This is a genomic window from Micromonospora sp. LA-10 (genome assembly GCF_051853095.1).
Lineage (GTDB): Bacteria > Actinomycetota > Actinomycetes > Mycobacteriales > Micromonosporaceae > Micromonospora > Micromonospora echinospora_A.
Genome location: NZ_CP195710.1, coordinates 4,355,138 through 4,377,830, shown reverse-complemented (window position 1 = coordinate 4,377,830; position 22,693 = coordinate 4,355,138). Strand labels below are relative to the sequence as shown.

Below are 22,693 nucleotides of genomic sequence, written 5' to 3'. Positions count from 1 at the left end.
TAATGAGTGGGAGACGTTTCGACCCTAACGGCGTGAGATGACCGGGGGAAACGCATTGTGCCCGGACACACCACCGCGCCCGCGTCCTGGGGACGCGGGCGCGGTGGGACGTACGGCGGGTCAGCGCTGGAACTGCACCGGCCCGGAGTTGCGGGCCATCTGCTCCAGGCGGGCCACCCGCTGCTCCATCGGCGGGTGGGTGGCGAACATCGCGGCGATGCCGCCGCCCCGCTTGAACGGGTTGTCGATCATCAGGTGCGCGGTGCTGGCGAGCTGGCCCTGCGGTGCCAGCGGGCGCGCCTGCGTACCCATGTGGATCTTGCGGAGCGCGCTGGCCAGTGCGAGCGGGTCGCGGCTCAGCTCGGCGCCGGACTTGTCGGCCTGGAACTCGCGGCTCCGGCTGATCGCGAGCTGGATCACCGTGGCGGCGATCGGACCGAGGATCAGCGTGAGGAGCAGCACTGCCGGGTTCGGGCCGTCCTCGTCGTCGGACGAGCCCAGCGGGATGAACCAGGCCAGGTTCGCCAGCATGGTGATGATGCCGGCCAGGCCGGCCGCCACGCTGGAGATCAGGATGTCCCGGTTGTAGACGTGCGACAGCTCGTGGCCGATCACGCCACGCAGCTCCCGGTAGTCCAGGACCTCCACGATGCCCTGGGTGACGCAGACCGCCGCGTTCTGCGGGTTACGGCCGGTGGCGAACGCGTTGGGCTGCGAGGTCGGGCTCACGTAGAGCCGGGGCATCGGCTTGCCGGCGAGCGTGGAGAGCTCCCGCACCATCTGGTACAGCTCGGGGAACTGTGCCTCGCTGACCGGTTGCGCCTTCATCGAGCGCAGTGCGAGCTTGTCGGAGAAGAAGTAGGTGACGCCGTTCATCAGCAACGACACGACGACGGCGATGACGAGACCGCTGCTACCGCCGAACCAGTAGCCGAACGCGAGGATCAGCGAGGTCAACAGGCCGAGCAGCGCTGCGGTCTTGAGACGGTTGTGATGCACGATCTCTCCTTCGGTGCACGGGCCCTTGCGGGAGGCCCGCTGACCGGTTCAACACACCGGTACCCGTCAACCATCCGGCTCATGGCTGAAAGTTGGCTGGATGTTGCTGTGCACACGCTGAAGCGGTCGCCCACCAGGGCACGAACCGGTCAGCGTGCCGCCACGTCCAGCACCAGCTGCGGTGCGAAACCGATCACCACCGCCGCCACGGTGGCCACGCCGAGCGCCAGCGCCACGGTCCGCGCCGGGCGGACCGTCGCCGCGCCGGTCGACGGCGCGTAGAGCGAGGCGGTGACCCGCAGGTAGTACGCCAGGCCGATCACCGCGTTCAGCGCCACCACGAGCGCCAGCCATCCCGCGTGCCCGGCCAGCAGCGCGCGTACCACTGTCACCTTGGCGAACAGCCCGGCCAGACCCGGGGGCAGCCCGGCCAGCCCGATCAGCGCCAGCGCGAACGCGCCGCCCACCCACGGGTGCCGCCGCGCCGCGCCGCGCAGGTCGGCGAGCGTGCCGCCGTCACCGTCCGCCGGACGCAACGCCACCACCGCGGCGAACGCGGCCAGCTCCAGCAGCACGAAGAAGATCGTGTACGCGACGGCGGCCGCGTACGCGGCCGCCCGCGCGTCGCCGGTGCGGCCCGCGGCCAGCGCCAACGCGCCCAGCGGAGCGAGAATGTACCCCGCCTGGGCCACCGACGACCAGGCCAGCAACCGCACGGTACGCCGCTGACGCAGCGCCACCAGGTTGCCGACTGTCATGGTCAGCACCGCCAGCGCCGCCAGCACCGGGCCGGTCATGTCCCCCGGCAGCGCGCGCTGCACCACCGCCAGCAGCGCCACCACGCCACCGAGCTTCGAGGCGGTCGACAGGTACGCGGCCACCGGCAGCGGCGCGCCGTCGTACGTGGCGGGGGCCCAGGCGTGGAACGGCACGGCGGCGACCTTGAACGCCAGCCCGGCCACCACCAGCGCCACCGCGACGCCGGTCAACGGCAGGCCGGTCAGGTCGTCGCGGACGGCCAGTGTGGCGCCGAGCCGGTCCAGGTGCAGCGTGCCGGTGACCGCGTAGAGCAGCGCCGCGCCGAGCAGCGTCACAGTGGTGGCGACCACGCTCACCACGAAGAACGTCACCGCCGCCTCGGCGCCGGCGAGGCTGCCCCGGCGCAGGCCGACGAGCACGTACAGCGGCAGCGTCAGCGTCTCCAGCGCCACGATCAGCGTGATCAGGTCACCGGCCGCGCCGAGCACCACGCCGCCGGTCATCGCGCAGGCGAGCAGGAAGCAGTACTCGCCGACCGGGGTACGCCCGGCGCGCAGCAGCGGGCCGGACAGCGCCAGCACACCCAGCGTGAGCAGGGCGATGACCGCCCCCACCAGGGCGGCCCGGCCGTTCCACACCCAGGAGCAGTCGTCACCGACGCAGAACGTGCGCCGGGTGCCGGATGCGCCGACGAGCGCCGCGCCGACAGCCGTACCGGTCGCGCCGAGCGCCGCCACGGCGACCGTGACGGCGGGCCGCGCCACCAGCAGGTCGACCAGCAGCACCAGCACGGCCGTGCCGGCGGCCAGGTACGCAGGCAGCATCGCCAGGTTGTCGACAGGCTGCACCAGGCTCATGGGACGACCCCCAGCAGCGCCTCCACCGGGCCGGAGGCGTACGACAGGACCAGCGCCGGGGCCAGGCCGACCGCGAGCGCGAGCAGCACCAGCGGCGCCCACGCTGTCAGTTCCGCCCCGGCCAGGCCGGGTGCGAGACCGGCGACCGCCGGGCTGGGCCGCCCGTGCGAAACCCGGCGCAGCAGCCGCAGGAAGTACGCGGCTGTGAGCGCCCCGCCCAGCGCGGCCAGCACGGCGAGCGTCAGCCAGAGCGGGCCGCCCCGCTGCACGGCGGCGACCACGGCGAACGCCTCACCCCAGAACCCGGCCAGGCCGGGCAGCCCCAGCGAGGCGACAGCCGCGAAGCCGAGCAGCCCGGCCAGCCGGGGCGCGGTCTCCCGCAGCCCGGACAGGTCGGTCAGCGAGCCGGTGTGCGCACGGTCCTTGACCGCGCCGGCCAGGAAGAACAGCAGGGCGGTGATGACGCCGTGGGCGATGTTGCCGATCAGCGCGGCCTGGAGCCCGGTGGCGGTGAGCGTGGCGATCCCGAGCAGGACGAAGCCCATGTGGCCGACGCTGGAGTACGCGATCAGCCGCTTCAGGTCGTCCTGCGCCAGGCAGACCAGGCCGCCGATCAGGATGGCGGCGACGGCGAGCACGCCGAGCACCGGCGCGGCCCAGCGGGCGCCCTCGGGGGCCACCCCGACGGCGACCCGGATCATGCCGTACGTGCCCATCTTGAGCAGCACCCCGGCAAGGATCACGCTGCCGACGGTGGGCGCCTGGGTGTGCGCGTCGGGCAGCCACGAGTGCAGCGGCCAGAGCGGGCTCTTCACCGCGAACGCGAGCGCCAGCAGCGTGAACGCGGCCAACTGGGTGCCCCGGGACAGCCCGGCGCCGCCGGTCAGCGCGACGAGGTCGGCGGTGCCCGCGGCGGCCACCACCACGTAGACGCCGACCAGCAGCAGCACCGAGCCGAACAGCGTGTAGAGCGCGAACTTGCGGGCCGCCCGGCGACGGTCCGCGCCGCCCCAGCCGGCGATCACCGCGTACATCGGCAGCAGGACGACCTCGAAGAACAGGAAGAACAACACCAGGTCGAGCGCGAGGAACGTGCCGAGGATGCCGACCTCGACCACCAGCAGCAACGCCACCAGCGCCCGCCCGCTGCCGCCGCCGGGCGGCACCCGCCACAGCGTGTACGCGCAGCACAGCAGCGTGAGCAGCGCGGTCAGCACCACGAGCGGCCAGGAGATGCCGTCCACCCCGAGGTGGAAGCGCAGGTCGAGCCCGGGCACCCACGGCAGGTCGACCTGATGCCAGGGCTGCACCGCCGGGCGGGGACCGTACCCGAACCAGCCGTGGTCGCCGCCGACCAGCGGCAGCGTCGCCAGCAGCGTCAGCGCGGCGGCCACGGTGCCGACCACCCGGCCGGCCCGGTCGCCCGGCACGACCGCTGTGGCCAGCGCGCCGAGCGTCGGGACCGCCACCACGGCGACCAGCAGGACCTGCCCGAACGTCATGACGTGACTCCGATCAGGGCGACCGCGAGGCCGATCAGCAGCGCGCCGGCGAGCACCCCGGCCGCCGCGCGTGGCAGCGCCGCCCGGTGCAGCGCGGCCAGGCCGCCGCCGACCTCGACCGCCGCCCGGCCGCTGCCCTCGACCAGGCCGTCCACGCCCAGCTCGTCACCGGTACGCACGACCCGTGCGAGCGCGCCCGCCGGGCGTACGACGAGGGTGTGCTGGACGTCGTCGAGCCGGAACGCGCGGGCGAACACCGGCCGCAGCGGACCCAGGAAGCGGGCCGGGTCGGCGGCCGGGTCGCGGCGCCAGCCCGCCCACGCGACGCCCGCGCCGACGAGCAGCAGCAGGAACGGCAGGATCAGGTTCGGCGCGAGGTGCACCAGCTCGACCGCCTCGCCGGTGTCGTCGCCGGGCACGCGCAGGCGGTCGGCGAACCAGGGCGCGAACGCGGCCAGGCCCAGCAGCGCGGCTGGGACCGTGAGCAGCAGCACCGGCCAGCGCAGCAGGCCCGGCGGGTCGTGCGGCCGCAGCAGCGGCGTGCGGGTGGCGCCGAGGAACGTGCGCAGCAGCAGGCGGGTCGCGTACCAGGCGGTCACCGCCACGCCGACCAACCCGGCCAGCCAGACCAGCCAGCCCACCCAGGCCGCCGTCGGCCCGGCGCCGTCGAGCGCGGCCGCCTCGGCGGCGGCGAGCACGCCGTCCTTGCTCCAGAAACCCGAGAGCGGGGGTACGCCTGCGAGCGCCCCGAGGCCGACCACAGTGCACCAGAACGTCACCGGCATGGCGGTACGCAGGCCGCCCATCCGGGACATCAGCGTGGTGCCGACCGCGTGGATCACCGCACCGGCGGCGAGGAACAGCAGCGCCTTGAACGCGGCGTGGGTGAGCAGGTGGAACAGCGCCGCAGCGGGTGCGCCGACCGCCAGCGCGCCGGTCATGTAACCGATCTGGGAGACCGTGGACCAGGCGAGCACCCGCTTGATGTCGTCCTGGGCGGTGGCGGCGAACGCGCCGAGCAGCATGGTGATCGCGGCCATCACGCCCAGCACGGCGAGCGCGGCAGGGGCGCGTTCGAACAGCGGGAACAGCCGGGCCACCGCGTACACGCCGGCGGCGACCATGGTGGCGGCGTGGATCAGCGCGGACACCGGCGTGGGACCGGCCATGGCGTCGGGCAGCCAGGTGTGCAGCGGGAACTGGGCGCTCTTGCCGGCCACCCCGGCGAGCAGCAGCAGGCAGGCGGCGGTGAGCGTGCCGGCGCCGTAGTCGTGGGCGAGCACGTCGGTGATCCGGAAGCTGCCCGCGCCCACGCCGAGCAGCGCGATGCCGAGCAGGAAGCCGACGTCACCCACCCGGGTGACCAGGAACGCCTTCACCGCCGCGCCCGGTGCCTCGGGCAGTCGCCGGTCGTGGGCGATGAGCAGGTACGAGCAGACGCCCATCACCTCCCAGCCGACCAGCAACATGATCAGGTCACCGGACACCACCACGGTGAGCATGGCGGCGGTGAAGAGGCTCAACTGGGCCGCGTACGGCGGGTAGCGGTGGTCGACGTCCACGTCGTCGTGCGGGCCCCGGCGCAGGTAGCCGATCGAGTAGACCTGCACGGCCAGCGCCACCGCCGCGACAGCCGTCGCGACGAGCACCGCCACGCCGTCCAGCCGCAGGCCCAGCGTCACCCGCAGCCCGCCCAGGTCGACCCAGGTGGTGGACGCCTCGACCGGGGCGTCCACGCGGACCAGCAGCGCCAGCGCCGCAAGCAGCGACACGGCCGCCCCGGCCACGCCCAGCGCGACCGCCAGCCGCCGGGCCGACGCCCGGTCCTGGCGCGGGGCGGGCGGCAGCAGCAGACCGAGCAGCCCGGCGACGAGCGGGGCGGCCGGCAGCACCGCCGCGAGCCACAGCGTCGGCGTGCTCACCGGGTCGCTCCTTCCGCGTCCAACGGCCCGCCCGGGGTCACCGCGACCGCGGGCGCCGGCTCGGCCAGCGGCACGTCGTCGACTGTGACGCTGGCGCGCAGCCGGTAGAGCTGGAGCACGATGGCCAGCCCGACACCGATCTCGGCGGCGGCGAGCACGATCACGAACAGCGCGAACACCTGCCCGGAGTGCGGCAGCACGGCCTTGACTGTGGTGTCGGCGGTGACCAGCACCAGGTTCACCGCGTTCAGCATCAGCTCCACAGCCATCAGCACCAGGACGGCGTTGCGGCGGCGCAGCACGCCGTACACGCCGAGGCCGAACAGCAGCGCGGCGGTGACGTACGGGATGACCGGCCTCACGGGCGCCCGCCCTCGTCGGCGGGCTGCACGGCGCCGGTGTCGGCGGGCCGGCGGCCGATGTCGGGACGGGAGAGCACGATCGCGCCGACCAGCGCGGCCAGCAGCAGCACCGACAGCACCTCGAACGGCAGCACCCAGGAGCGGAACACCTGCTCGCCGATGCGTTCGGCGGTGCCGGCGGCGGGCAGGTCCACCCGGGACCAGCGGAACGCGTCGATCAGCAGCACCGCCAGGCCGAGTCCGCTGCCGCCGCCGACGAGCGCGGCGGCCCAGCCGGGCCGGTCCAGGTCGTCCGACGGGCCGATCGGCGCGCGGGTCAGCATCACCGCGAACAACAGCAGCACCACCACCGCGCCGACGTAGATGAGCACCTGCACCCAGGCCACCATCTCGGCCGTGAGCACCAGGTAGTCACCCGCGAGCGCACCCAGGCAGACCACCAGCCACAACCCGGCCCGGACCAGGTGCCGGGTCGCGACCACCAGCGCGCCGGCGCCCACCGCCACCGCGCCCAGCGCGAGCAGCAGCACGTCCGCACCGGTCATGAGGCAGCGCCTCCGCCCGGATCGGTGGCGGCGTCGGGGCGTACCCGGGAAGGAGCCGGCCGGGCCGACGGACCCGCCGCCTTCCGGGCGGCGGTGGTCTCCTCCTTGGAGGGGTCGCCGAGCGGGTCGTGGGCCGGCGGCGGCGGCACGGTGGCCATCCACTCGCCCAGGTGGTCCTTGTCGTGCAGCAGGTTCTTGATGTCGTACTCGGCGTACTCGAACTCGGGCGACCAGTAGAGCGCGTCGAACGGGCAGACCTCGACGCAGATGCCGCAGTACATGCAGAGCGAGAAGTCGATGTCGAACTTGTCGAGCACGTTGCGCTGCCGGGGACGGGCGGCGCCGGGCACCGCCACCTCCTCCTTGTGCGAGTCGATGTAGATGCACCAGTCCGGGCATTCGCGCGCGCAGAGCATGCAGACCGTGCAGTTCTCCTCCAGCAGCGCGATCACGCCGCGGGAGCGGGGCGGCAGCTCGGGCGCCACATCCGGGTACTGCTGGGTGGTCGAGCGGCGGGTCATCGTCTTCAACGTGACCGCCAGGCCCTTCACCAGACCGCCGCCGGGCACTCCACCGTGCTCGCTCATGCCGCCCATCCTGCCCTGTGGCCCGGGCGCGCGCGACCACCACCCGGCGCTTTGGCCCGGGCGTGCGGCCGGATCACGCCTCGCCGGGTGTGAGCGGAGGCAGCATCTCCACGCCGAGCTGCTGGAGCACCTGGAACAGCTCGTTGACGCTCCACACGTCCACGATCCGCCCGTCGGCGTCGAAGCGCAGGAACGTCGCGCCCGAGTAGCTGACCACCCGGCCCGTCGGCGGCACCGGGCCGAACTGGCCCGCCTGGGTGCCGGCGGCCCGCCAGCGCACCGCCACCCGCGTACCGGTCGCCACCACCTCGACGATCTTGTAGCGCAGGTCGGGGAACGACGCCCGCCGGTCCCGGTGCCAGGCCAGCATCGCCGCCGGACCGGTGCCGCCCAGGCCCGGGCAGTCCGCCGCCACCAGCTCGTACGCGCTCTCCTCGCGCCCGGCGTTCCACACGTCGGCGACGAAGCGCCGGGCCGCCGTCTCCACATCGGTCACGGCCGGCAGCCTATGCCCCTTTGTGACGCGCTCGACCTGCCGGGAGTCGCCGGAGCGACCATGATGGGAACGAAAAGCGAACTCGGAGGTAGAGCGTGGGCGGCAGCGACGACGAGGTCCTGGACCGAACCGGCGGCAAGTACGTGGAACCGGGTGGCGAATTCACCCGGGACCAGCGCTACATCGCCACCCGGATCACCGCCGACGGGCGGGACGGCTGGCCGGTGGAGCCGGGCCGCTACCGGCTCGCGGTCAGCCGGGCCTGCCCCTGGGCGAACCGGCTGATCATCGTCCGGCGGCTGCTCGGACTGGAGGACGCCATCTCGATGGCAGTGGCCGGGCCCACCCACGACAAGCGCAGCTGGACGTTCGACCTGGACCCGGACGGCAAGGACCCGGTACTCGGCATCGAGCGGCTGGCCGACGCGTACTTCGCCCGCTTCCCCGGCTACGAGCGCGGCATCACCGTCCCGGCACTCGTCGACGTGCCCACCGGACAGGTGGTGACGAACGACTACGCGCAGATGAGCCTGGACCTCACGACCGAGTGGACGGAACACCACCGGCCGGGCGCGCCGGACCTCTACCCCGAACCGCTGCGTGCCGAGATCGACGAGGTGAACGGCGTCGTCTTCGCCGACGTCAACAACGGCGTCTACCGGTGCGGCTTCGCCGGCAGCCAGGAGGCGTACGACAAGGCGTACCACCGGCTCTTCGACCGGCTGGACTGGCTGAGCGAGCGGCTCGCCGGGCAGCGCTACCTGGTCGGCGACACGATCACCGAGGCGGACGTACGGCTGTTCACCACGCTCGTCCGCTTCGACCCGGTCTACCACGGGCACTTCAAGTGCAACCGGCAGAAGCTCAGCGAGATGCCGGTGCTGTGGGCGTACGCGCGTGACCTGTTCACCACGCCCGGGTTCGGTGACACCATCGACTTCGACCACATCAAGCGGCACTACTACGAGGTCCACCTGGACATCAACCCGACGGGCATCGTGCCGCTCGGCCCCGACCTGAGCAACTGGCTCACCCCGCACGGCCGGGAGGAGCTGGGCGGCCGCCCCTTCGGCGACGGCACCCCACCCCCGCCCCCACCCCCGTCCGAGCGAGTAGACCCGTCCCACACCCCCTTGCGCTGACGCGCTCCCTCCCTTCCCGCCCTCGCCGCGCCCCCTCGCCGCGTCGATCTTGCAGTTCGCGCCCCGGACCTGCGCGCTATGCCCCTTTCGCCGGGGCAGAAAGTGCAAGATCGACGAGGGCGGGGCGGGGCGGGAGGCGGCTCGGGGGGCTACAGGGCCAGGCGGACTGCGGCGGTCAGGACGAGCTGGGCCAGGGCCAGGGGGACCAGGACCAGCCAGCAGAGGCGCTGGAGCTGGTCCTCGCGCAGCCTCGGGTAGCTCACCCGCAGCCAGATGATCACGAAGGCGACGGCGAACACCTTCAGCAGCGTCCACAGCCAGCCGAGCTGGGCGTCGGCGAACGGGCCCTGCCAGCCGCCGAGGAACAGCACAGTGGTCAGCGCCGCGATCACCACGATGCCGACGTACTCGGCGAGCAGAAAGAACGCGAACCGCAGACCGGTGTACTCGGTCATGTAGCCGAAGACCAGCTCGGAGTCGGCCACCGGCATGTCGAACGGGGGACGGCGGATCTCCGCCAGGCCCGCCACGAAGAAGATCACCATGGCCGGCGCCTGCCACAGCAGCCACCAGGGCTGCCACGCCTCGACGATGCCGGACAGGCTGAGCGTGCCCGCCGCCATCGCCACCGAAGCGGCGGCCAGCACCAGCGGCAGCTCGTAGCCGAGCAGCTGGGCCGCGCCGCGCAGCCCGCCGAGCAGGCTGTACTTGTTGGCCGACGCCCACGCGGACATGAGCACGGCGAGCACCCCGACGCCCACCACTGCGAGCACGAAGAACAGGCCGATGTCCAGCGGCTGGGCGACCAGGTCACCCGGCCCGAGCGGGATGACGAGCAGCACCAGCAGGTACGGCACCAGCGCCACAGCGGGCGCCAGCCGGAACACCTGCCGGTCCGCGTCGCGCGGGGTGACGTCCTCCTTCTGCACGAACTTGATGCCGTCGGCCACCAGTTGTGCCCAACCGTGGAAGCCGCCCGCGTACATCGGGCCCAGCCGGCCCTGCATGTGGGCCATCACCTTGTGTTCGGCCTGACCGACGATCAGCGGCAGCGTGAGGAACGCGACGAGCACCCCTGCCACGCGCAGGACCAGCTCCAACCAGTCCGGCATCAGCTCTCCCCCGCCGCGTCGGGGTCCGGCTGCTGACGGGGCGGACCGGTCGGCCGCTCCCCTGGCAGCGGCCGCCCGAGCGGACCCGCCTCGTCGGCCGTCGGAGCAGCAGCGGACCCGGGCCCGGCCTCCCCGCCGACGGGCGTCTCCGGGGCCTCCCCGGAAACCGGCCCGGCCGCCCCCTCCCCGGCAGCCGGCCGAGCCGGGCGCTCGCCGGAAGCGGAACCCGCCGGGCTCTCACCGGCCGAAGGACGGGCAGCACGTGCCGGACGCTCCCCCGGAGCGGGTTGCGCCGGACGTTCCCGGGCCGGACGCGCCGGCGTACCCCCGCGTGGGCCCTCACCGGCACCAGCCGCACCCGCCGGCGTGGGTGTCGTGCCCCACTCACCCGGCGCGGGCACGCCCGGCGGCCGGACCGGCCGGCGGCCGCCGCCGGCCTCCGACTCGCCCGGCTCCTTGGCGCCGGGCCACGGCTTGGCGACGCGGGAGGCGAGGACGAACTCCTTGCGCAGCGGGTGCCCCTCGAACTCCGGCGGCAGCAGCAGCGGCCGCAACTCGCCGTGGCCGGCGAAGTCGATGCCGAACATCTCGTGGGTCTCCCGCTCGTGCCAGGCCGCGCCGGGGAACAGGTCGACCACCGAGGCGACGACGGGCGTGTCGCGGGGTACCCGGGTGCGCAGCAGCAGCCCGTGCCGGTGCGCGACCGACCAGAGGTGCAGCACCACGTCGAAGCCGTCGGCCAGCTCGTCCACCGCGGAGAGCCAGTCGAGGAAGTCGAAACCCAGCTCGGCGTCGTCGCGCGCCGCACGCACCGCGTCCGCCCAGCTCGCCGGGGGTACGTCGACGGTGGCGCGGGCGTACCCCTGACCGCCGGAGACCGACGCGGTGGCCTCCACGGGCGCGAGCAGCTCGACCACCCGCCGGCCGACCTCTTCCGGAGTCATGCGCTGATCCTATGGCCGACGGCTGCGGACCGGGTCGGGCCGCCCGTGCGGGATCGTCGCTTTGCCGGACGGGCGGCGGGAACGCGCGGAAAGATGAGGTACGTGCGCGCTGTGACTGTGTCCCCCGGTGTCCCGGACTCGCTGCGGCTGGTCGAGGACTGGCCCGAGCCGGCGCCCGAGGAGGGCGCGATCCTGGTGGAGGCGCTGGCGGTGGGCGTCTGCGGCACCGACCACGAGATCGTCGCGGGCGAGTACGGCGAGGCGCCGCCGGGCCAGGAGCGGCTGGTGCTCGGGCACGAGTCGCTGGGCCGCGTGCTGGAGGACCCGACCGGCACGCTGCGGGCCGGCGACCTGGTCGCGGGCGTGGTCCGCCATCCCGATCCGGTGCCCTGCGCGAACTGCGCGGTGGACGAGTGGGACATGTGCCGCAACGGGCGGTACACCGAGCACGGCATCAAGGGCCTGCCCGGTTTCGCCCGGGAACGCTGGCGGCTGCAGCCCAAGTTCGCTGTCGGCCTGGACCCGGCCCTCGCGTCGGTGGGCATGCTGCTGGAGCCGGCCAGCGTGGTGGCGAAGGCGTGGGACCACATCGAGCGGATCGGGCTTCGCGCCGAGTGGAAGCCGAAGAGCGTGCTGATCACCGGCGCCGGGCCGATCGGCCTGCTCGCGGCGCTGCTCGGCAGCCAGCGTGAGCTGTCGGTGCACGTGCTGGACCGCAACACCACGGGCCCGAAGCCGGACCTGGTCCGGGCGCTGGGCGCCACGTACCACACGTCGTCGGTGACCGAGCTGGACCTGAGCCCGGACGTGGTGATCGAGTGCACCGGCGCGCCCACGGTGGTGCTGGACGCCATGTGCAAGGCCGCACCCACCGGGATCGTCTGCCTGACCGGCGTGTCCAGCGGCGGCCGGACCATCAACTTCGACGCCGGGGCGCTCAACCGGGAGCTGGTGCTGGAGAACAACGTGGTGTTCGGTTCGGTGAACGCCGGCCGGCGGCACTGGGACCTGGCCGCCGAGGCGCTCGCCCAGGCCGACCAGTCCTGGCTGACGTCACTGATCACCCGCCGCGTACCGGTCTCGAACTACCGGGAGGCGTACGCCCGCACCGGCGACGACATCAAGGCGGTGCTGAACTTCACGCAGTGAGGCGGGGCGCCGCAGCCGGCGCCCCGCGCCCTCAGATGCCGGGGAGCCGGCCGTTGCGGAACAGGTCCACGAAGAGCTGGTGGTCCTCGCGCGCCCGGATCCCGTACCGGTGCGCGAAGTCGACCAGGTAGCCGACGAACCCGTCCGGGTCGGCGTCGACGGCAGCGACGATCGCCTCCTCGGTGGAGTAGTCGACCAGGTCGTGGCTGGACTCGTCGTCGGCCACCGAGTGCATCCGGGCCACCGCGCGGCCCAGGTCGGCGAGCACGCCGGCGAGTTCCTCCGGCTCGTTCACGTCGGCCCAGTCGAGGTCCGCCGCGTACGGGGACACCTCGGCGACGAGCTGGCCGACGCCGTCCAGCTCGGTGAAGCCCAGCCACGGGTCGGCGTGCGCCTGCAACGCGCGCTGCGACTCGGCGGTGCGGTGCCCCTGGTGCCGGAAGTACGAGCGGACCCGCTCGTCGTCGACGTACCGCGCCACGGCCGGCACCTGCGCCTGCTTCATGTAGATGACGACGTCGTTCTCCAGCGCCTGGGTGTGCCCCTCCAGCAGCAGGTTGTACGACGGCAGGCCGGCCGAGCCGATGCCGACGCCCTTGCGCAGCACCACGTCCTTGATGCCGGTGGCCACCGGGCGCATCCGGGTGGTCGAGTCCGGCAGCGTGTGCAGGTAGTCGGCGAACGCGGCGCACACCTTCTCCCGGGTCGCGTCGTCGATCTCGTACACGCCGTCGCCGAGGGAGAACCGGCGCTCGTAGTTGTCGACGGTGGTCTGCCCGGCGAGCAGGTCCACCCGGGTGTTCAGCCGCGCCTGCTGGAGCACCCGGCGCAGCACGCCGTCGGCGTTGTCCAGCGTGATCGAGCCGATCGCGTCGTCCCCGCCGGCCGCGATGGCCCGCAGCTCGGCCAGGTACGACCGGGCGAAGCCGGTCACCAGTTCGCCGATCACCCGGTCGGAGAGGGCCTTGGCGTAGCCGATCAGCGCCACGCTCGCCGCGAGGCGCTTCAGGTCCCAGGTGAACGGCCCGACGTACGCCTCGTCGAAGTCGTTGACGTTGAACACGAGCTGCCCGGAGGCGTTCATGTAGGTGCCGAAGTTCTCGGCGTGCAGGTCGCCGTGGATCCACACCCGGCTGGTCCGCTCGTCGAGGAACCGGTCGCTGCCGAAGTCGCCGCGCTGGTCGGCGTAGAACAGCGCCGCGCTGCCCCGGTAGAACGCGAACGGTGAGGCCGCCATCTTGCGGAACTTGCGGCGGAACGCCGCCGGGTCGATCGCCATGGACGCGCCGAACTCCTCGGTCAGCACGCCGATGATGAATGCGGAGCGCTTCTCCGCGAAGTCGGTCATGAGCCGCAGGCTAGCCCCGTGGCGCCACCTGGCGGTTCAGCCGAGCGGCGGACGTACCGGTGGCGCGGTCAGCGCCTCGACCGGCCGGGGGGTGACGTCCGCCGGGGAGGCGAGCGCGTCGGGGCGGGGCACGCCGCCGGGGCCCGACTGCTCGGCGGCGATCTTCTCCTGGAGGCGCAGGATGCCGTGCAGCAGCGCCTCCGGGCGGGGCGGGCAGCCGGGCACGTAGACGTCGACCGGGATGAGCTGGTCGACGCCCTTCGTCACCGAGTAGGAGTCCCAGTACGGGCCGCCGCAGTTGGAGCAGGCGCCGAACGAGATCACGTACTTCGGTTCGGGCATCTGGTCGTAGAGCCGCTTGATGGCCGGGGCCATCTTGTCGGTGACGGTGCCGCTGACCACCATCAGGTCGGCCTGCCGGGGTCCGTGGGCGAACGGGATCACGCCGAGGCGCATGAAGTCGTGCCGGCCCATGCTGGTCGCGATGAACTCGATGGCGCAGCAGGCCAGGCCGAAGTTGAACACCCAGAGCGAGTAGCGGCGGCCCCAGTTCAGCACGAACCGGATCGGCTCGCCGAGCACGCCCGGCAGCTGCATCTCCGACCTCCCGCTGTCCGTCAACCCCGAGCAGACAGTCAACCACAGCGTGCCGGTGTCGTACCCACGACAGGGAACGCACGCAACGGTCCCCGACCCCGGCGAACCGGGGCGGGCCGCGCCCGCGTCACCAGGCCGGGCGCTGGAGCAACCCGACGAACTCGGCGAGCAGCCGCTCCCGCAACCGGGCCGGCGCGGCGTCGAGCAGCGTGTTGACCACCGCCATCCGGTCCGGCACACCGGTGCCGCCGGCCAGGCCGAGCCCGCCCGCCAGCCCGGCCACCAGATCCGGGGTGAGCGCCTCCGGGGTGAGGGTGCCGGCCAGCGCCAGCAGCTCCGGCGGCAGCACGACCGGTCCGGCGGCACGCGCCGCCGCGACCGCCTCGGCCAGCGCCGGGCCGAACTCGGCCACCCGGGGCGCCACCGCCGCGGTCACCGTGAGGTGCACGCTGGCCGGCAGACCGGCGTACGTGAGCTGGGGCTGGGTGTGCCAGCCACGCGCGGTCAGCTCGTCGACCAGCACGAACAGGTCGAGCCCCGGGTCGTCGCTGGTGAAGCAGACGACGGTGGTCTCCGGCTCGGCCATCAGCCGCAGCCCGCCGGTGGCCCGGATCGCGTCGGCGAGCCCGGCGACCGCGTCCCGCGTCGCGGCGGCCAGCCGCAGGTAGCCGTCCTCGCCGAGGTGGCGCAGCGTGGCGTACGCGGCGGCGATCGGCCCGCCGGAGCGGGTGGACGCGATCACCGGGTTGACCATCGTGTACCCGGGCCAGTCCGCGTACGCGAAGAACTGCGGGGCGCGCAGCGCCGGATCGCGGTGCAGCAGCACCGAGACGCCCTTCGGCGCGTACGCGTACTTGTGCAGGTCCACCGAGATCGAGGTGACCCCCGGCACGGCGAAGTCGAACGGCGGTACCGGCGCGCCGAGCCGCCGCAGCCAGGGCAGCGCCCAGCCGCCGAAGCAGGCGTCCACGTGGCACCGCACCCCGGCCGCCTCGGCGACGGCGGCGATCTCCGCGACCGGGTCGACCACCCCGTGCGCGTACGACGGGGCGGACGCCACCACCAGCACGGTCTCCGGGCGGATCGCGGCGGCCACCGCTGCGACGTCCGGCCGCAGCGTCACCGGGTCGAGCGGCACCGTGTCGAGCGCGACCCGCAGGTAGTGCGCCGCCTTGGCGAACGCGGCGTGCGCGCTGGCCGGCGCCACGATCCGTGGCTCGGTCAGGTCGGGGCGGGCGTCCCGGGCCGCCTTGACGGCGAGCAGCAGCGACTCGGTGCCGCCGCCGGTGACGCTGCCGACCACGTCCGGTGCGCCGGTGCCGGGGCCACCGCCGAGCAGCCGGGCGGCGGCGCCGACGAGCGCGTTCTCCATCGCCAGCAGCGACGGGAACGCGGTCGGGTCGAGGCCGTTGACGTGAGCGCTCTGCGCGTACGCGGCCTGCGCCAGCTCGTCCAGACCGGCCACGCCCGGGTCGTAGACGTACGCGAACAGCCGCCCGCCGTGCGTGGGCCGGTCGGCGTCCCGCAGCGCGCGGATCTCGTCGAGTACGTCCGCCGCGGGTATCCCCTGGGCGGGCAGCGCGCCGGCGCCTGCCGTGTCGGTCATCGGGTGGTTCCTCTCCTGGACGGGCGGGGCGGACGGTGCGGTGCTCACGCCCGCGCGGCCGGGGCGGCACCGTCGGCCCCGGCCGCGGTGGCCTCGGGCGCGGCGGAGTCCGGTGTGGTGGCGTCGGGCGCGGCGGAGTCCGGCGTGCTGCCTGCGGGCGCGGCGACCAGCTGGGCCGGGGTCAGTGTGTAGCCGCGCAGCAGCACCAGCGGCGCCGCGACCAGCAGCGCGGGCAGCACGGTGAAGCCGAGCAGCACGCCGAGACGTGCCGTGTCGGACTGGGCGGCGGCGGTACCGGTGGACGAGGAGACGTAGCCGGAAAGCTGGAGCACAAGCCCGTAGATGCCCGGCCCCAGTGCCAGCCCGAACGTCTCCCCGGCGGTCCACAGCCCGGTGAACACCCCGGCCTGCCGCCGCCCGGTCCGCACCGTGTCGTACGCGATGCAGTCCGGCAGCATGGCCAGCGCGAACACCTGCTGGCCCGCGTACCCGACGCCGATCACCGCGACCACCGCGTAGGCCGCGGCGGCGGGCAGCGCGGGCGCGGCGACCAGCGTGAGCGCGCCCACCGCGAAGATCAGCGACGCGGCGACGAGCGATGCCCGCTTGCCCAGGCGGGCGCCGGCCCGCGACCACAGCGGCATGACCAGCAGCGCGGGCGCGACGAAGCAGGCGAACAGCAGCGTGGGGCCGCTGTCCGGCTCGCGCAGCACCTGACCGGCGAAGTACTTCACCCCGGCCAGCACGGTGGCCACCCCGGCGGACTGGATCACGAAGCAGATCAGCAGCACCCGGAACGGCCGGTTGCGGGTGGCGACAACGAGCTGGGCGCGCAGGCTCGGCTCGCTCTCCCCCACCGTCCCCGACGGCGCGGACCGGGTGCCGAGGAAGACGCCGACAGTGCCGGCGACGATGAGCGCGGCGACGAACAGGCCCATCCACCGGTGACCGGGCACGCCGTCGCCACCGGCGGTCACCACCGCCGGGGCCACCGCGCCGGAGACCAGGATGGCCAGCGCCAGCACCGCGATCCGCCAGGTCATCAGCCGGGTACGCTCCGCCGGGTCGGCGGTCAGCTCGGCCGGCATGGCCACGTACGGCACCTGGAAGAACGCGAACGCGGTGGCGGTGGCCAGGAACGCCAGCGCCACGTACGCGGCCGCGCCCGGACCGCTGCCGAACGGCGCGGCGAAGATCGACGCGAACAGCACGGCGAGCGCCAGTCCGCCGACGAGCAGGTACGGGCGGCGCGCGCCCCAGCGGGAGCGGGTCCGGTCGGAGATCCGCCCGGCGACCGGGTTGACCAGCACGTCCCACGCCTTCGGCAGGAGCACCAGCAGCGCGGCCAGCCCGGCGGCGACGCCGAGCGTGTCGGTGAGGTACGGCAGCAGGAGCAGCCCGGGCACGGTGCCGAACGCGCCGGTGACCAGGGAACCCAGCGCGTAACCGAGGTGCACCCGGCGGGGCAGGCCCGAAGCTGTCATGGAGCCGAATGCTACTCACGTTATGGCCCGCGTCACATCCCCTACTCCGGGCGACGATATCGGCGGCCGACGCTCCCGAACCATGCCCGTCCGTCGATCAGGTGCTTGATCAATCGACCCTATGCTGATGACGTGAGTCACCCTCGCCGATACGCTGCCGCCGGCCTCGTCGTGCTCGTGGGCGCGGGCCTGATCCTGACGACGATCGGCTGGCGATGGGGCCACCTCGCGTACGGAATCGGTGTCGCCGCCGTGGTGGGCGGTGTCGTCTGGGTCGTCACGCTGATGGCGCGCGGCACCGTGACGAGGCTCGCGCTGAGTGCGGGGGCGGCCGTCGTCCTCGTCGCCGGTGCTGTCGTGCCCGTCACCGGGCTGCCCCAGTCGCCGCCGCAGTGGAAGATCCCCGCTGCCGCGCAGAGGCCGAACGGCGAGTCGGCCAGGACAGGCGACCTGATCATCATCGGCGGCACCGCCCGACACGCCAGGACCGGGGCTGTCGCCTGGGCACATGAAGGACCCGATGCGAAGCCGCTACTCGTCGAGGACAGCCTGGTCGTCATCGGCACGGAGGACGGCTCAATCGGCGTCGACCCGCCCACGGGTCGTGAGATCTGGCGGTCGACGGTGACGGGCCGTGGCATCGCGCACGACAGGAAGGTCCTGGTCGTCGCGGCCAGGGACGGCACCGGGGCGACGGCCCTCGACCTCACCACCGGAGCGACGCTCTGGCGGCAGAGCGGCCGGCCGGTGATGGAGTGCGACCTCGGCCCCGTCGACCGCTTCTCACCGGCACGCGAGCAGTCGCATGTGCTTCTCGTCCGCGACGAGGGGCGCAAGGGGAACGCCGAGCTGATCGACCTGGCCGGAGGGCGTACGACCATCGCCGACGTGGACTGCTCGGTGGCGGCCCGGCTCGTGGGTGAGGTGCTGCTGCAAGCGGACGGCAAGAAGCTCGCCGGGCGCTCGCCGGCCGACGGTCGGCCCCTCTGGTCGACGCCGGTGGAGCAGCCCTGGCACGTCGACGGCAGCGGCTCGACGGTCTTCACTCCCACTGATCGCGCCGAGGTCGTCGGAATCGACGTCACGACGGGGCGCAGCCGCCGCATCGCACCTCCACCGGGCACCCGCACGGTACGGCTGGTCAGCGGGGAGCAACGGACGCCCGACGTGTGGGCCCTGCTCGACGTCGACTCCGGAGCCGCTCTGTGGAACCCCGGAACCGGCCGGACCGTCAAGGTCCCCGATGCCGTTGCGATCCGTGTCGGAAACGTCGACGTGTCCTCCGGCTGGATAGGCCTCTCGGGTACGACCCGCGACTTCACCGGAGCGACGACCAGGACGTGCTGGGCGTTCTCCCCGGACGGACGGCTGTCCGCCCCGTTCCCCGGCGCGGTCTGCCTCGTCGAGGACGGGCTCCTGGAGACCAGCGGAGACGTCTACCCCATCCGCTAGCTTCCGACCGTTGCGGCCGGCTGCCTCCGACGCGTTCGGGTCACCCCTCGTCCGGCGACCACGAGGCCGCCGCCAGGTCCACCCGGTCCCCGCGCAGCGGGCACCCCTCGGCGAGCAGCCGCTCCCGGGCCTTGCGCTCGTGCCCCGGCGGCATCCGGCCGGCCGAGTTCACCACCCGGTGCCAGGGCACGCCGCCTCCGTGCCGCGCCATGATCGAGCCGACCAGCCGCGGCGACGCCCGCCCTGAGCGGTCGGCGAGCGCGTCGGCCACCGCCCCGTACGACATCACCCGCCCCGGCGGGATCCGCTCGACAAGTGCCAGCACCGCCTCGACGTACTCGTCAGGTGTCACGAGCTGCCACGATATGGGAACGCGCCGCGGCGTCACAGACCGCAGCGCGCAGAATGGTCGGGTGCGTGAAGCAGTCACCTCGGCCCGCCGGATCGTCGTCAAGATCGGTTCGTCCTCGCTGACCACCGCGACCGGCGGCCTGGACGACGCCCGTGTCGACGCGCTCGTCGACACGCTCGGCGAGCTGGCCGCCGCCGGACGCGAGGTGGTGCTGGTCTCCTCCGGCGCGATCGCCGCCGGGCTCGCCCCGCTGCGGCTGCCCCGGCGCCCGCGCGACCTGGCCACCCAGCAGGCCGCCGCCAGCGTCGGTCAGGGCCTGCTCATCGGGCGGTACGCGGCCGCGTTCGCCCGGCACGGCCGCACCGTCGGACAGGTGCTGCTCACCGTCGACGACGTGACCCGGCGCGCGCACTACCGCAACGCGTACCGGACGCTGCGCAAACTGCTCGACCTGCGGGCCGTGCCGATCGTCAACGAGAACGACACGGTGGCGACCGAGGAGATCCGGTTCGGTGACAACGACCGCCTGGCCGCGCTCGTCGCCGCGCTCGTCGACGCCGACCTGCTGGTGCTGCTCTCCGACGTCGACGCGCTCTGGACCGGCAACCCGGCCCGTCCCGGCAGCACCCGCATCGCCGAGGTGCACGGCGAGGGCGACCTCGCGGGCGTCGACATCGGCGGGGCCGGCCGGGCCGGGGTGGGCACCGGCGGCATGGTGACGAAGGTCGAGGCGGCCCGGATCGCCACCGGCTTCGGCATCCCGGTGGTGCTCACCGCCGCGCCGCTCGCCGCATCGGCGCTGGCCGGGGAGCCGGTCGGCACGTACTTCCACCCGAGCAGCCGCCGACCCGCCGCGCGCCTGTTCTGGCTCGCGCACGCCACCGCGCCCCGGGGCCGCCTGCACCTCGACCCGGGCGCGGTGCAGGCTGTGGTCGGCCGCCGCAAGTCGCTACTGCCCGCCGGCATCACCGCCGTCGACGGCGCGTTCACCGCCGGGGACCCGGTCGACCTGGTCGACACCGCGGGCGCCCCGGTGGCCCGCGGTCTGGTCAACTACGACGCGGTGGAGCTGCCCGGCCTGCTCGGCCGTTCCACCTCCGAACTCGCCGCGGCGCTCGGCCCGGCGTACGAACGTGAGGTCGTCCACCGCGACGACCTGGTCCTGCTGTAAGCAAGGGCCCCTTATTAACACCCGTCTGTTAATAAGGGGCCCCTCCTTAAAACACCTCCGAAGGAGTACGCACGATGAGCGTCGTCGAGCAGGCCCGGCGAGCCCGGGACGCGGCGGAAGCACTGGCCACCGCCACCCGTACCGTCAAGGACGCCGCGCTGCACGCGATGGCCGACGCGCTCGTGGCGCGTACCCCGGAGATCCTGACCGCGAACGCGGCGGACCTGGCGGCCGGGCGCGACGCTGGACTGTCCGCGGCCGTGCTGGACCGGCTCGCGCTCGACGAAGGGCGCGTCGCCGCCATCGCCGACGCGCTGCGCCAGATGGCCGCGCTGCCCGACCCGGTCGGCGAGGTGGTACGCGGCTCGACGCTGCCCAACGGCCTGGAGCTGCGCCAGATCCGGGTGCCGTTCGGGGTCGTCGGCATCGTCTACGAGGGCCGGCCCAACGTGACAGTCGACGCCGCCGGGATCTGCCTGAAGTCCGGCAACGCGGCGCTGCTGCGCGGCTCCTCGTCGGCCGCGCACTCCAACGCGGCGCTGGTCGCGGTGCTGCGCGACGCGGTCGCCGGCGCCGGCCTGCCCGCGGACGCGGTGCAGCTGCTCGACTCCAGCACGCGCGACTCGGTCAAGGAGCTGATGCGCGCCCGCGGCCTGGTCGACGTGCTGATCCCCCGCGGCGGTGCGTCGCTGATCCGCGCCGTGGTCGAGGAGTCGACGGTGCCGGTGATCGAGACCGGCGTGGGCAACTGCCACGTGTACGTCGACGCCGCCGCCGACCTCGGCAAGGCCCTCGCGGTCACGCTGAACGCCAAGACCCAGCGCCTGTCCACCTGCAACACCGCCGAGTCGCTGCTGGTCCACCGCGACGTCGCGGACGCCTTCCTGCCGGCGGTGCTCGCCGCGTTCGCAGACGCCGGGGTGACAGTCCACGGCACGCCCGAGGTCGCCGCCCACTCCGACGCCGTGGTCCCGGCCACCGAGGAGGACTTCGGCACCGAATACCTCTCCGCCGACATCTCGGTCGCCGTGGTCGACTCGCTGGACGCGGCGGTCGCGCACATCCGCCGGTACGGCACCGGGCACACCGAGGCGATCGTCACCGACTCACAGCGCGCGGCCCGGGAGTTCGTGGCCCGGGTGGACTCGGCCGCGGTCATGGTCAACGCGTCCACCCGGTTCACCGACGGCGGCGAGTTCGGGTTCGGCGCGGAGATCGGCATCTCCACGCAGAAGCTGCACGCGCGCGGCCCGATGGGCCTGCCGGAGTTGACCAGCACCAAGTACGTGGTGACCGGGGACGGTCACGTGCGCTGATCAGCTGGCTTCTGATGCCACGATCTCGCGGTACTGGTGGGGGCGCTGCCGGTTCGGGGAGGTGGTGGCATCCCAGGGCCTCTGATACCGCCACCTCGGCGTACTGGTCGAGCGGCCGCCAGCTCGGCGGAGTGGCGGCATCCCGGTGCTTCCGGTGCCGCCACTTCGCCGTACTGGTCGGGGCCGCCGCCAGGTCGGGGAAGTGGTGCCATCCCAGCACCTCTGATGCCACCACCTCCCCGTACTGGTCGAGCGGCCGCCAGCTCGGCGAAGTGGCGGCGTCCCGGCGCCTCCGATAGCGCCACCTCGCCGTACTGGTCAAGCCGCCGCCAGCACGGCGAAGTGGCGGTATCCCGGGGGCTCTGATGCCGCCACCTCCCCGAACTGGTGTTGATCATCGGCTGGCCGGGCTACGCGAGCTGGAGTGGATCACCGTCTGTCGGTGCGGCGGGGTCTACCGGCGGGGTGGTGCCGGGCTGCGGCGGTACCGCGGTCGCCGGGGCCGAGGGCTCCGGTGGCGGCATGACGAGCGGAGGCAGCCCTGGGGACACCGGGGCGGCCGGTGGCACCGCAACCGCCGGAGGCAGGCCGGGCAGCACCGGGTCGGGCGGCACGTCCGGCACCGGCTGCGCAGCAGGCCCCGTGCCCTCGTCGGGGAGCAGATCGGGCGTGACGATCCAGGCGGACCACGGAGCCGGCCCCTTGTCCGGGCCGGCCGACACCACGAAGCCGGCCGACGGATCAGGCTCTGCCCCCGAACCGGACGCGGCATCCGACTCGACGTCCGGGCGGAGCCACGTGTCAGGACCGAGACCCGTAAACGAGTCCGGCGCGCCGTCCAGACCGACCGACAGCGCGGACGCGTCCCCTGGTCCGGCCGACGGGTCATTGCCGAGACCGGGCAACAGGTCAGGGCCGAAGCCCGCCGAAGATTCGGGGCCGCGGCCGGACGAAGGCTCCGGGTCTCGGCGGGACGACGGGCCGGAATCGG

19 protein-coding genes and 1 pseudogene are annotated in these 22,693 nt (G+C 73.7%); 5 read left to right on the top strand and 15 right to left on the bottom strand.

Annotated elements, in window-relative coordinates:
• Positions 1-120: 120 nt before the first annotated feature.
• From htpX to ACSDG8_RS20660, 8 genes are all read right to left on the bottom strand, one after another.
• A complete protein-coding gene (gene htpX, locus ACSDG8_RS20695; protein ID WP_210899212.1) occupies positions 121-999 on the bottom strand; it encodes a zinc metalloprotease HtpX in 879 nt (292 codons plus the stop codon).
• A gap of 149 nt (positions 1,000-1,148) precedes the next feature.
• Positions 1,149-2,615 (bottom strand): NADH-quinone oxidoreductase subunit N, encoded by a 1,467-nt coding sequence (locus tag ACSDG8_RS20690; RefSeq protein ID WP_210942529.1) that lies wholly within the window; start codon positions 2,613-2,615, stop codon positions 1,149-1,151.
• Positions 2,612-4,117 carry a complex I subunit 4 family protein gene (locus ACSDG8_RS20685; protein ID WP_210899216.1) on the bottom strand — a complete coding sequence of 502 codons (1,506 nt, stop codon included), beginning with the start codon at positions 4,115-4,117 and terminating at the stop codon, positions 2,612-2,614. Before ACSDG8_RS20685 ends, ACSDG8_RS20690 begins: the two co-directional genes overlap by 4 nt.
• A complete protein-coding gene (locus tag ACSDG8_RS20680; RefSeq protein WP_210899218.1) occupies positions 4,114-6,039 on the bottom strand; it encodes an NADH-quinone oxidoreductase subunit 5 family protein in 1,926 nt (641 codons plus the stop codon). Before ACSDG8_RS20680 ends, ACSDG8_RS20685 begins: the two co-directional genes overlap by 4 nt.
• Positions 6,036-6,401 carry an NADH-quinone oxidoreductase subunit NuoK gene (gene nuoK / locus ACSDG8_RS20675; protein WP_210899220.1) on the bottom strand — a complete coding sequence of 122 codons (366 nt, stop codon included), beginning with the start codon at positions 6,399-6,401 and terminating at the stop codon, positions 6,036-6,038. Before nuoK ends, ACSDG8_RS20680 begins: the two co-directional genes overlap by 4 nt.
• Positions 6,398-6,946 (bottom strand): NADH-quinone oxidoreductase subunit J family protein, encoded by a 549-nt coding sequence (locus ACSDG8_RS20670; protein WP_210899221.1) that lies wholly within the window; start codon positions 6,944-6,946, stop codon positions 6,398-6,400. Before ACSDG8_RS20670 ends, nuoK begins: the two co-directional genes overlap by 4 nt.
• Complete coding sequence (locus ACSDG8_RS20665; RefSeq protein WP_210899223.1) at positions 6,943-7,533, bottom strand: NuoI/complex I 23 kDa subunit family protein; 591 nt, start codon at positions 7,531-7,533, stop codon at positions 6,943-6,945. The genes ACSDG8_RS20670 and ACSDG8_RS20665 overlap by 4 nt, the downstream gene beginning before the upstream one ends.
• 73 nt (positions 7,534-7,606) lie before the next feature.
• A complete protein-coding gene (locus ACSDG8_RS20660; protein WP_210899225.1) occupies positions 7,607-8,029 on the bottom strand; it encodes an ester cyclase in 423 nt (140 codons plus the stop codon).
• A 95-nt stretch (positions 8,030-8,124) separates the two neighbouring features.
• Between ACSDG8_RS20660 and ACSDG8_RS20655 the strand changes: the two genes are divergently transcribed.
• The gene (locus tag ACSDG8_RS20655; RefSeq protein WP_210899227.1) at positions 8,125-9,171 is read left to right on the top strand and encodes a glutathione S-transferase family protein; all 1,047 of its coding nucleotides are present in this window, start codon (positions 8,125-8,127) and stop codon (positions 9,169-9,171) included.
• A 149-nt stretch (positions 9,172-9,320) separates the two neighbouring features.
• On the opposite strand, the gene nuoH is transcribed toward ACSDG8_RS20655, so the two are convergent.
• Both nuoH and ACSDG8_RS20645 read right to left on the bottom strand, forming a co-directional pair.
• Complete coding sequence (gene nuoH / locus ACSDG8_RS20650) at positions 9,321-10,283, bottom strand: NADH-quinone oxidoreductase subunit NuoH (RefSeq protein WP_064446633.1); 963 nt, start codon at positions 10,281-10,283, stop codon at positions 9,321-9,323.
• A gap of 344 nt (positions 10,284-10,627) precedes the next feature.
• Positions 10,628-11,227, bottom strand: a pseudogene (locus tag ACSDG8_RS20645) (NADH-quinone oxidoreductase subunit C); the annotation flags it as partial.
• Between the two features lie 102 nt (positions 11,228-11,329).
• Here ACSDG8_RS20645 and ACSDG8_RS20640 point away from each other — a divergent pair.
• Positions 11,330-12,376: a glucose 1-dehydrogenase gene (locus tag ACSDG8_RS20640; RefSeq protein ID WP_210942531.1), complete on the top strand. Its 1,047-nt coding sequence runs from the start codon at positions 11,330-11,332 to the stop codon at positions 12,374-12,376.
• A gap of 31 nt (positions 12,377-12,407) precedes the next feature.
• Here ACSDG8_RS20640 and ACSDG8_RS20635 read toward each other — a convergent pair whose 3' ends face one another.
• The 4 genes from ACSDG8_RS20635 to ACSDG8_RS20620 all read right to left on the bottom strand — a co-directional run bounded on the left by ACSDG8_RS20635 (position 12,408) and on the right by ACSDG8_RS20620 (position 17,411).
• Complete coding sequence (locus ACSDG8_RS20635; protein ID WP_210899233.1) at positions 12,408-13,724, bottom strand: DUF2252 domain-containing protein; 1,317 nt, start codon at positions 13,722-13,724, stop codon at positions 12,408-12,410.
• A 36-nt stretch (positions 13,725-13,760) separates the two neighbouring features.
• Positions 13,761-14,321 carry an NADH-quinone oxidoreductase subunit B gene (locus ACSDG8_RS20630; protein ID WP_210899235.1) on the bottom strand — a complete coding sequence of 187 codons (561 nt, stop codon included), beginning with the start codon at positions 14,319-14,321 and terminating at the stop codon, positions 13,761-13,763.
• 127 nt (positions 14,322-14,448) lie between these two features.
• Positions 14,449-15,927, bottom strand: coding sequence for a pyridoxal phosphate-dependent decarboxylase family protein (locus ACSDG8_RS20625; RefSeq protein ID WP_210942532.1), 1,479 nt, complete (start codon positions 15,925-15,927; stop codon positions 14,449-14,451).
• A 44-nt stretch (positions 15,928-15,971) separates the two neighbouring features.
• On the bottom strand, positions 15,972-17,411 hold the full coding sequence (locus tag ACSDG8_RS20620) for an MFS transporter (RefSeq protein ID WP_247679557.1): 1,440 nt from the start codon (positions 17,409-17,411) through the stop codon (positions 15,972-15,974).
• Between the two features lie 105 nt (positions 17,412-17,516).
• Here ACSDG8_RS20620 and ACSDG8_RS20615 point away from each other — a divergent pair, with 105 nt between their 5' ends.
• Complete coding sequence (locus ACSDG8_RS20615; protein WP_439427154.1) at positions 17,517-18,863, top strand: outer membrane protein assembly factor BamB family protein; 1,347 nt, start codon at positions 17,517-17,519, stop codon at positions 18,861-18,863.
• A 40-nt stretch (positions 18,864-18,903) separates the two neighbouring features.
• Here the strand turns inward: ACSDG8_RS20615 and ACSDG8_RS20610 are convergent, their stop codons facing one another.
• Positions 18,904-19,215 carry an MGMT family protein gene (locus tag ACSDG8_RS20610; protein WP_210899242.1) on the bottom strand — a complete coding sequence of 104 codons (312 nt, stop codon included), beginning with the start codon at positions 19,213-19,215 and terminating at the stop codon, positions 18,904-18,906.
• Between the two features lie 13 nt (positions 19,216-19,228).
• On the opposite strand from ACSDG8_RS20610, the gene proB reads away from it, so the two are divergent.
• Positions 19,229-20,386, top strand: a complete 1,158-nt coding sequence (gene proB / locus ACSDG8_RS20605) for a glutamate 5-kinase (RefSeq protein WP_210899244.1) — start codon at positions 19,229-19,231, stop codon at positions 20,384-20,386.
• A 74-nt stretch (positions 20,387-20,460) separates the two neighbouring features.
• Positions 20,461-21,702: a glutamate-5-semialdehyde dehydrogenase gene (locus ACSDG8_RS20600; RefSeq protein WP_210899246.1), complete on the top strand. Its 1,242-nt coding sequence runs from the start codon at positions 20,461-20,463 to the stop codon at positions 21,700-21,702.
• The last annotated feature ends 991 nt before the right edge of the window (positions 21,703-22,693 follow it).